Source organism: Candidatus Eisenbacteria bacterium, from assembly GCA_016867715.1.
Lineage (GTDB): Bacteria > Orphanbacterota > Orphanbacteria > Orphanbacterales > Orphanbacteraceae > VGIW01.
Genome location: VGIW01000030.1, coordinates 24801 through 32664 on the forward strand (window position 1 = coordinate 24801; position 7864 = coordinate 32664).

At 65.5% G+C, this 7864-nt stretch carries 7 protein-coding genes; all 7 read left to right on the forward strand.

What is annotated here, in order from left to right; genetic code table 11:
* The first annotated feature begins 16 nt into the window (after nucleotides 1–16).
* Nucleotides 17–763, forward strand: a complete 747-nt coding sequence (locus FJY73_07250) for a T9SS type A sorting domain-containing protein (protein MBM3320457.1) — start codon at nucleotides 17–19, stop codon at nucleotides 761–763.
* A 382-nt stretch (nucleotides 764–1145) separates the two neighbouring features.
* A complete protein-coding gene (gene tal, locus FJY73_07255; protein MBM3320458.1) occupies nucleotides 1146–2276 on the forward strand; it encodes a transaldolase in 1131 nt (376 codons plus the stop codon).
* 151 nt (nucleotides 2277–2427) lie between these two features.
* On the forward strand, nucleotides 2428–3612 hold the full coding sequence (locus tag FJY73_07260; GenBank protein ID MBM3320459.1) for an MFS transporter: 1185 nt from the start codon (nucleotides 2428–2430) through the stop codon (nucleotides 3610–3612).
* 157 nt (nucleotides 3613–3769) lie between these two features.
* Entirely contained in the window at nucleotides 3770–4906 is a 1137-nt protein-coding gene (locus FJY73_07265; protein MBM3320460.1) for a PLP-dependent transferase, read from the forward strand.
* 28 nt (nucleotides 4907–4934) lie between these two features.
* Nucleotides 4935–5972 (forward strand): homoserine dehydrogenase, encoded by a 1038-nt coding sequence (locus tag FJY73_07270; GenBank protein ID MBM3320461.1) that lies wholly within the window; start codon nucleotides 4935–4937, stop codon nucleotides 5970–5972.
* Between the two features lie 16 nt (nucleotides 5973–5988).
* Nucleotides 5989–7416, forward strand: a complete 1428-nt coding sequence (locus tag FJY73_07275) for an aldehyde dehydrogenase family protein (protein MBM3320462.1) — start codon at nucleotides 5989–5991, stop codon at nucleotides 7414–7416.
* A gap of 44 nt (nucleotides 7417–7460) precedes the next feature.
* Nucleotides 7461–7864 (forward strand): FAD-dependent thymidylate synthase (thyX, locus tag FJY73_07280; GenBank protein ID MBM3320463.1); only part of this gene is annotated, 404 nt, incomplete at its 3' end.

Consider the following 7864-nt stretch of genomic DNA (forward strand, 5'->3'; position numbering starts at 1 on the left):
AGGAGGCGAAGAGAGCATGCGAGTGATGGGGATTCTCGGCGCGCTTCTTCTCGCGAGCGCCGGAGCGGTGTATGGACTGAGCCCGTACGTGGAGGTGGGGGAGTTGGGAGCGGGGAAGGACGGGGCGTATCTGGAGGTTCGCGTGGGGGCGCGGGGCTGGGAGGGTGTTCAGGCGGTGCACGTGGACGTGGAGTACGATCGGACAGGATTGGAGCCGGCGGGTTTCACGGCGGGGGATTTGTTCGTGGAGCCGTTGGTGCTCGGGCCGTTCGATCGTTCGGAGCGCGGGGTATCGGACGTGCAGTTGGCGAGCCTTCGGGGCCCGGTGACGGTGGGGGATGCGGCGGTGGGGGTGTTTCGTTTTCGGGTGTTGGACGAGGGGCGTGCGTCGGTGCGTGTGGTGTCGTTTGAGACGGCGGGGGAGGATTGGTCGGTGGAGACGCACGTGAGTTATGCGAACGCGTTGGGAACGGGGGTTCTTCCTCGTGCGACGCGTTTGTTGGGGAATGTTCCGAACCCGTTCAATCCGACGACGGAGGTTCGGTTTGAGTTGGCGTCGCGTGTGGGGGTGAGCGTGGAGGTGTACGACGTGAGCGGTCGTGTGGTGCGGCGGTTGGTGGAGGGGGTGCGGGACGCGGGATCTCACGCGGTGATGTGGGATGGGCGGAGCGAGAGGGGCGAGGCGGTGTCGTCGGGGGTGTACTTCGTTCGTTTCCGTGCGGGGTCGCATGCGGAGACGCAGCGGGTGACGCTGATTCGGTAGTTCCTTTCATATGTGAATGGTTCGTGGGGCGGGCTCTTCTCGGGCCCGCCCTTTCTGATTCTCGGACGGCGGGTCCCAGGCGCCCAGGTTTGTCTTTCTCCGGAGACGGGGGCGGGGCAGAGCGGCGAGTTGCCGCGCGCCGCGCGCGGAATGTTTGAGCAAGCGAGCCTCACCCTCGGCTCCGGAGCTTCCCGTCTTCGCTGGATCGGATCCGCCTTTTCCTGCTGCGGTTACCCGCCGTGGTTGCGTCGTCCCATGCGGAGACGACCTGGGCGCGTTCGGAGGCGTCCCCAAGGGGGAGGTCGGCCCGTTGAGCGGGCCCGCCCATGCTAGAATGGACGAGCGGCGAGGTGCCGCCCGCGATACGAACAAGGAGACCCTCATGTCGAAGAATCCGCTCCGAGAGCTCTCGAAAGAAGGCGTGAGCGTCTGGCTCGACTATCTCGACCGGAAGCTCCTCCGCACGGGCCGATTGGCGCGTCTCATCGAGGAAGACGGCATCCGAGGAGAGACCTCGAACCCGACGATCTTCCAGCAGGGGATCTCGGCAGGGTCCGAGTACGCGGAAGACATCCGCGGCCTCGCGGCGCGCGGGAGAAGCGCCGAGGAGATCTGCTGGGAGATCATGATCGGCGACGTGCAAGCGGCCTGCGATGTCTTCCGTCCGCTATACGATCGAACGAACCGCGAGCACGGATACGTCAGCCTCGAGCTGAACCCGACGCTCGCCCACAAGACGGAGGAGAGCATCGCCGAAGGGAGAACGCTCTGGAAGCGGGTCGGCCGCCCGAACCTCATGCTCAAGGTGCCGGGAACCGTGGAAGGGCTTCCGGTCGTCGAGACCCTTCTCTCCGAAGGGCTCAACATCAACACCACGCTCCTCTTCTCGGTCCGACGCTACGAGGAGGTAATCGACCGCTTCTTCGGAGGTCTCGAGAAACGTCTCGCCGAGAAGAAGCCGATCGAAGGGATCGGATCCGTCGCCAGCTTCTTCGTGAGCCGCGTCGACACGGAAGCGGACAAGCGCCTCGACGCGATCCTCGCGGCGCGTCCCGAGAAGTCCGGAGCGATCGCCGCGCTTCGAGGGCGCGTCGCGGTCGCCAACAGCCGTCTCGCGTACGGCGCGTTCCTCGCCAAGTTCGGGAGCGAGCGCTGGAAACGTCTCGCGGAGCGGGGGGCGCGCCCGCAGAATCCCCTCTGGGCGAGCACGAGCACCAAGAACAAAGCCTATTCCGATATCCTCTACGTGGCGGAGCTGATCGGACCGCACTGCGTGAACACGATGCCGGAAGAGACGATCGACGCCTTCCGCCATCACGGCGCCGCCCGCCGAACCTTAACGAATGAAACGATTGCCGAAGCACGGGAGGTCTTCGCGTCTCTCGCCGAGATCGGGGTCGACATCGAGGAGATCACCCTCGGGCACCTCGTGAAGGACGGCGTGCGGAAGTTCGAGGTCTCGTATGAGGAACTTCTCGGGACGGTCGCGAAAGCCGCCGCGGGATCGAAGTAGAGCGCGTGTCCCCATAACCAGCGGCCCCGCGTGAGCCGCGCGGAAAGCTGCGGAGGAGCGCCCGCTGGACGAACGCGAAGAGCTCTACCGGAAGCGCGTGAACGCCTGGTGCCTCTACGACTGGGCGAACTCCGCCTTCGCCACCACGGTGATGGCGGCTCTTCTCCCGATCTACTTCGCCTCGGTCGCCGCCAAGGATCTCCCCGGCCCGCAGGCGACCGCCGCATGGGGCGTCACGACCGCGGTCTCTCTCGCCCTCGCCGCTCTCCTCTCCCCGATCGCCGGCGCGGCGGCGGATCTTCTCGGACGCCGCAAGGCTCTTCTCCTTTTCTCCGCGGGGACGGGGATCGCCGCGACCTCCCTCCTCGCGACCGTCGGCGAGAACGAATGGCCGCGCGCGTCCATCTACTACATCCTCGCGCACGTTCCGTTCGTGATCTCGTTCGTCGCCTATGATTCCCTTCTCCCCCACATCGCGCGCCCCGGCGATCTCGACCGGATTTCCGTCCGGGGCTACGCCGTCGGCTACGTCGGCGGCGGACTCCTTCTCGTCCTGAACGCGGCCATGGTCCTCTTCCCCTCGTTCTTCGGGCTCGCGTCCCCCGCCTCCGCAATGCGCGTCTCCTTCCTCACCGTCGCCCTCTGGTGGGGGCTCTTCACGATCCCGCTCGCGAGGCGCGTGCCGGAACCGCCGGCCGATCCCTCCCGCGCCCGGTCTCCTCTCGCCGCCGTCCCGATCCAGACCTTCCGCAGGCTCGCGGGAACGCTCCGGGAGATCCGCGCCCACCGGGAAGCATGGAAGTTCCTCCTCGCCTTCTGGCTCTACGGGGACGGGATCGGAACGATCATCAAGATGGCAACGATCTATGGATCGGAGGTCGGCATCGGAAGAAACGATCTCATCGGAGCTCTAGTTCTCGTGCAGTTCGTCGGCGTTCCGTTCTCGCTTCTCTTCGGGAAGGCGGCGAAGAAGATCGGAGCGCGCGCCGGGATCTTCGTCGGCCTCGCGGTCTACACCCTTCTCTCGCTCGGAGCGTTCTTCCTCTCCGAGGCTTGGCATTTCTGGCTTCTAGCCTTCATCGTGGGCACGGTCCAAGGGGGTACGCAGGCTCTCTCCCGTTCCTTCTTCGCCTCGCTCACGCCGACCGAGCGGAGCGGCGAGTGGTTCGGCTTCTTCAGCGTGAGCAGCCGCTTCGCCGGAATCGTGGGGCCTCTTCTCTTCGCGCTGGCCGCGCGTTCGACCGGGTCGAGCCGGCCCGGCGCGCTCGTCATCGTTCTCTTCTTCGTCGCGGGGGCCGCTCTTCTCGCCCGCGTCCGCCCCTCCCCACCCCGCTGAGCGCGCCGCGCCGGTTGCCTTGTTCCCCTCCCGGGTCTCTGCTATTCTCTCGTCGTTCCATTTTTCCTCTTCCGCCCCATTCCCATTCTCGGGGGGAACGCGCATGGCGAAGAGAACCGCGGCACGGAGCTCATTCCGGAAGGAGCCTGCGAAGACGATGCGATTCGAGACGAAGACGGTGCGGGCGGGCATCGTCCCCGATCCGACGACCGGGGCGATCGTCCCCCCGATCTATCAAACCGCGACGTACGTGTTGGAGGAAGTCGGAAGGAACCGAGGCTTCGACTACACCCGCGCCTCGAACCCGACGCGCCAGATGCTCGAGGAGAACTTGGCCGCGATCGAAGGCGGACGCCGCGCGGTCGCCTATGCCTCGGGGCTTTCGGCGGTCGACGCCATCCTTCGTCTCTTCGAGCCGGGAGACCACATCGTCTCCACCGACGACGTCTACGGCGGCGTCTATCGGCTCTTCGAGCGGATTCTCTCCCGCTACGGCCTCCGCTTCACGTACGTCGATTCCACCGACCCGAGGAAGGTGGAGCGCGCGATCACGAGAAAGACGCGCATGGTCTGGATCGAGACGCCCACGAACCCGCTCCTCAAGGTGACCGATCTCGAGGCGGTCGGCGCGATCTGCCGCAAAAAGAGAGTCCTCTACGGGGTCGATTCGACCTTTGCGACCCCCGCGCTCCTTCGGCCGTTCGAGTTCGGAGCGGACCTCGTCATGCACTCGACCACGAAGTACCTCTCCGGGCACAACCAGATCATCGGAGGCGCGGTCGTCATGAACGACGACGGTCTCTTCGAGCGCCTCAAGTTCGTTCAGAAAGCGGTCGGGGCGGTCCCGAGTCCCTTCGACTGCTGGCTCGTCCTCATGGGCGTGAAGACGCTCGCGATCCGGATGGCGCGGCACAGCGAGAACGGAATGACCGTCGCCCGCTTTCTCGAGGCGCATCCGAAGGTGAAGCGCATCTCCTATCCGGGGCTCGAGAGCCATCCGGAGCATCAGGTCGCGCGACGTCAGATGCGCGCCTTCGGCGGCATGATCTCCTTCGAGCTCAAGGGAGGGATCCCGGCCGGCCGGAAGCTCATGAACAGCGTGCGCCTCTGCTCGCTCGCCGAGAGCCTCGGCGCCGTGGAGACGATGGTGACGCATCCCGCGACGATGACGCACGCCGAGGTCCCCAAGAAGGACCGCCTCGCGCGCGGCCTCACCGACGGGCTCGTCCGCATCTCCGTCGGCATCGAGCACCCGGACGACATCATCGACGACTTGAAACAGGCCTTGCGATAAACGACCACCCGGCTCAAAGGAGCAGACAATGAAGACATGGAAGATCGCGATGATCGGCTTCGGAACGGTCGGACAGGGACTCGCCGAGATCCTCCTCGCCAAGGAGCAATCCTTGAAGGATGAAGAAGGTTTCGCGTGTTCCGTGGTCGCCGTCTCCGATCTCCGCCTCGGATCGGTGCTCGCGCCGTCGGGCATCGACCTTAAGGAAGCGCTCCGGATGGTGAAGGAGGGGAAATCCCTCGACGGGTATCCGGGCGGCAAAGGGGGGCTGGACGCGCTCACCACGATCCGCGAGACGAACGCCGACGTTCTCGTCGAGATCGGATACACGGACATTCGGACCGGCGAGCCGGCGACGACCCACGTGCGCCAGGCTCTCTCGCGCGGGATGCACGTCGTCACGACCAACAAGGGCCCCGTCGCTCTCTTCCTCCCCGACCTTCTCGACCTCGCCCGCTCGAAGGGAGTTCGCTTCCTCTTCGAGGGGACGGTGATGAGCGGCACGCCCGTCCTCTCCTTCGCGAAGAAGAACCTCGCCGGGTGCCGCGTCCAATCCTTCTCGGGCATCCTGAACGGCACCACGAACTACATGCTCACCGAGATGGAAAAGGGGATGGGCTACGACGAGATCCTCAAGAAGGCGCAAGAGCTCGGCTACGCCGAAGCGGTTCCGGACGCGGACGTGAAGGGATGGGACGCTCTCGGCAAGGTCGTCATCCTTTCAAACTACGTTCTCGGCGCCCGCGTGAAACCGTCCGACATTCCATGCGAGGGGATCACGGAGATCACACCCGAGAAGATGAAGAAGGCCGCTTCCGAGGGGAAGCGCTACAAGCTGATCGGACGCGCGTCGATCGAAGGCGGCAGGATCCAAGCCTCGGTCGCGCCGGCGGCGCTCCCGCTAACCGACCCGCTCGCGGGCGTGAGCGGCCCGACGAACGCCGTGACCTTCGAGACGGATCTCCTCGGAAGCGTGACCGTGGTCGGACCCGGGGCCGGACGCGCGGCGACCGGGTTCGCGGTCCTCGCCGATCTCATCGACATCCACCGCTCGTGCGGCAAGTAGATAAGGAGGACGAACCATGAAGATGCTGATCGGCGGCCGATGGGTCGATCGAGACGAGAAGATCGAGGTCATCGACCCGTATGACAACTCGGTGGTGGACACAGTCCCCTCCGGAAACGAGAAGGACGTTCTCGCCGCGATCGAGAGCGCCGTTCGAGGATTCGAGACGATGCGGCGCCTTCCGACGCACGAGAGGGTGGCGATCCTTCGGCGGACGGCCGAGCTTGTCGCCCGGGACAAAGAGAAGTTCGCGCGCAGGATCGCTCGCGAGGGATCGAAGACGATCCGCGAGGCGCGGAAAGAGGCGTTCCGCTGCTCGAATACGCTTCAGATCGCGGCGGACGAGGCGAGGAAGATCGTCGGCGAGACGGTGAACTTCGACGCCGCGCCCGGCTCGGAGAATCGGGTCGGCTACTACTATCGATTCCCCATCGGGATCATCGCGGCGATCACGCCCTTCAACGATCCGCTGAATCTCGTCGCGCACAAGCTCGGTCCCGCCTTCGCCGGCGGGAACGCGGTGGTTCTGAAGCCAGCGACCGTCACCCCGCTCTCGGCGCTTCTTCTCGCCGAGGCGTTTCTCGAGGCGGGCCTTCCGCCCGAGGCGCTCCAGGTCGTCACCGGACGCGGCGACCGGATCGGCGACGTCCTCGTGACCGATCCGCGCGTCCGCATGATCTCCTTCACCGGCGGCCCGGAGGCGGGCGAGGCGATCGCGCGCAAGGCGGGCCTCAAGAAGATCGGCATGGAGCTCGGATCGAACAGCCCGGTGATCGTGATGGCCGACGCCCCCTTCGATCTCGCGGTCGAATGCTCGGTCTCCGGCGCCTTCTGGGCGGCCGGGCAGAACTGCATCGGCGTGCAGCGGATCTACATCGAGAAACCGATCTACAAGAAGTTCGCGGAGGCGTTCGTCGCGCGCACGAAGAAGTACAAGATCGGTCCCAAGCTCGAAGAGGATTGCGACATGGGACCGATGATCACCGAGAACGAGGCGAAGCGGATCGAGTCGTGGGTGAACGACGCGGTGAAGGCGGGCGCGACGCTCCTCGCCGGGGGAAAGAGGCGCGGAGCGGTCTACGATCCGACCGTCCTCGCCGACGTACCGGAAGGAGCGAGGGTCGGATGCGAAGAGGTGTTCGCGCCGGTCGTTTCGCTCTACCCGGTGATGAACCTCGAGGAGGCGGTCCGTCTTTCGAACGGGACGGACTACGGTCTTCTCGCGGGGATCTTCACCTCGTCGATCGAGAACGCGTTTTACGCGATCCGCGAGATGGATGTGGGCGGCATCATCGTGAACGACTCCTCCGACTATCGGGTCGATCAGATGCCGTTCGGCGGGGTCAAGCGAAGCGGTCTCGGCCGCGAGGGGATCCAGTTCGCGCTCCTCGAGATGACGGAGCCGAAGGTGGTTTGCTTCAACCTTCAAGGGATCGGCCGGTGAACCTCCCAGTCCTCGACCGGGGCTTCATCCGCCTCGCCGACTTCATGGGAGGGGACCTCACCGTCGTCCGAACGGCGCGGGTTTCCTTCGGGCAGGGGGCGAAGGGGGAGGAACAGGACCGGAAGCTGATCCGGTACCTCCTCGTCCACGGGCACGAAACCCCCTTCGAGCAGTCGGTCTTTCAGTTCCACGTGAAGTGCCCGATCTTCGTCGCCCGCCAGTGGTTTCGGCATCGATGGTCGAGCTTTAACGAGATCTCCGGACGCTATACGGTCTTCGCCGAGGATGAGTACTACGTCCCGGACCGGAAGCGCGTGCAAGAGGAGAAGAATAAGCAAGGGTCCGTGCTCGCGGACCTTCCGGAAGAGGAGCACCGCGCGTTCGGAGAGCGGGTCCGCGACGCCTCGGAGCGTGCGATCGCGGCGTACCGCGCCCTTCTCGAAGAGGG

Excerpts from the sequence above, each read along its gene's own strand:
- FJY73_07260 (MBM3320459.1), top strand. The coding sequence starts at position 2,428 with ATGGCGGCTCTTCTCCCGATCTACTTCGCCTCGGTCGCCGCCAAGGAT.
- FJY73_07275 (MBM3320462.1), top strand. The coding sequence starts at position 5,989 with ATGAAGATGCTGATCGGCGGCCGATGGGTCGATCGAGACGAGAAGATC.
- tal (MBM3320458.1), top strand. The coding sequence starts at position 1,146 with ATGTCGAAGAATCCGCTCCGAGAGCTCTCGAAAGAAGGCGTGAGCGTC.
- FJY73_07265 (MBM3320460.1), top strand. The coding sequence starts at position 3,770 with ATGCGATTCGAGACGAAGACGGTGCGGGCGGGCATCGTCCCCGATCCG.
- FJY73_07270 (MBM3320461.1), top strand. The coding sequence starts at position 4,935 with ATGAAGACATGGAAGATCGCGATGATCGGCTTCGGAACGGTCGGACAG.
- FJY73_07250 (MBM3320457.1), top strand. The coding sequence starts at position 17 with ATGCGAGTGATGGGGATTCTCGGCGCGCTTCTTCTCGCGAGCGCCGGA.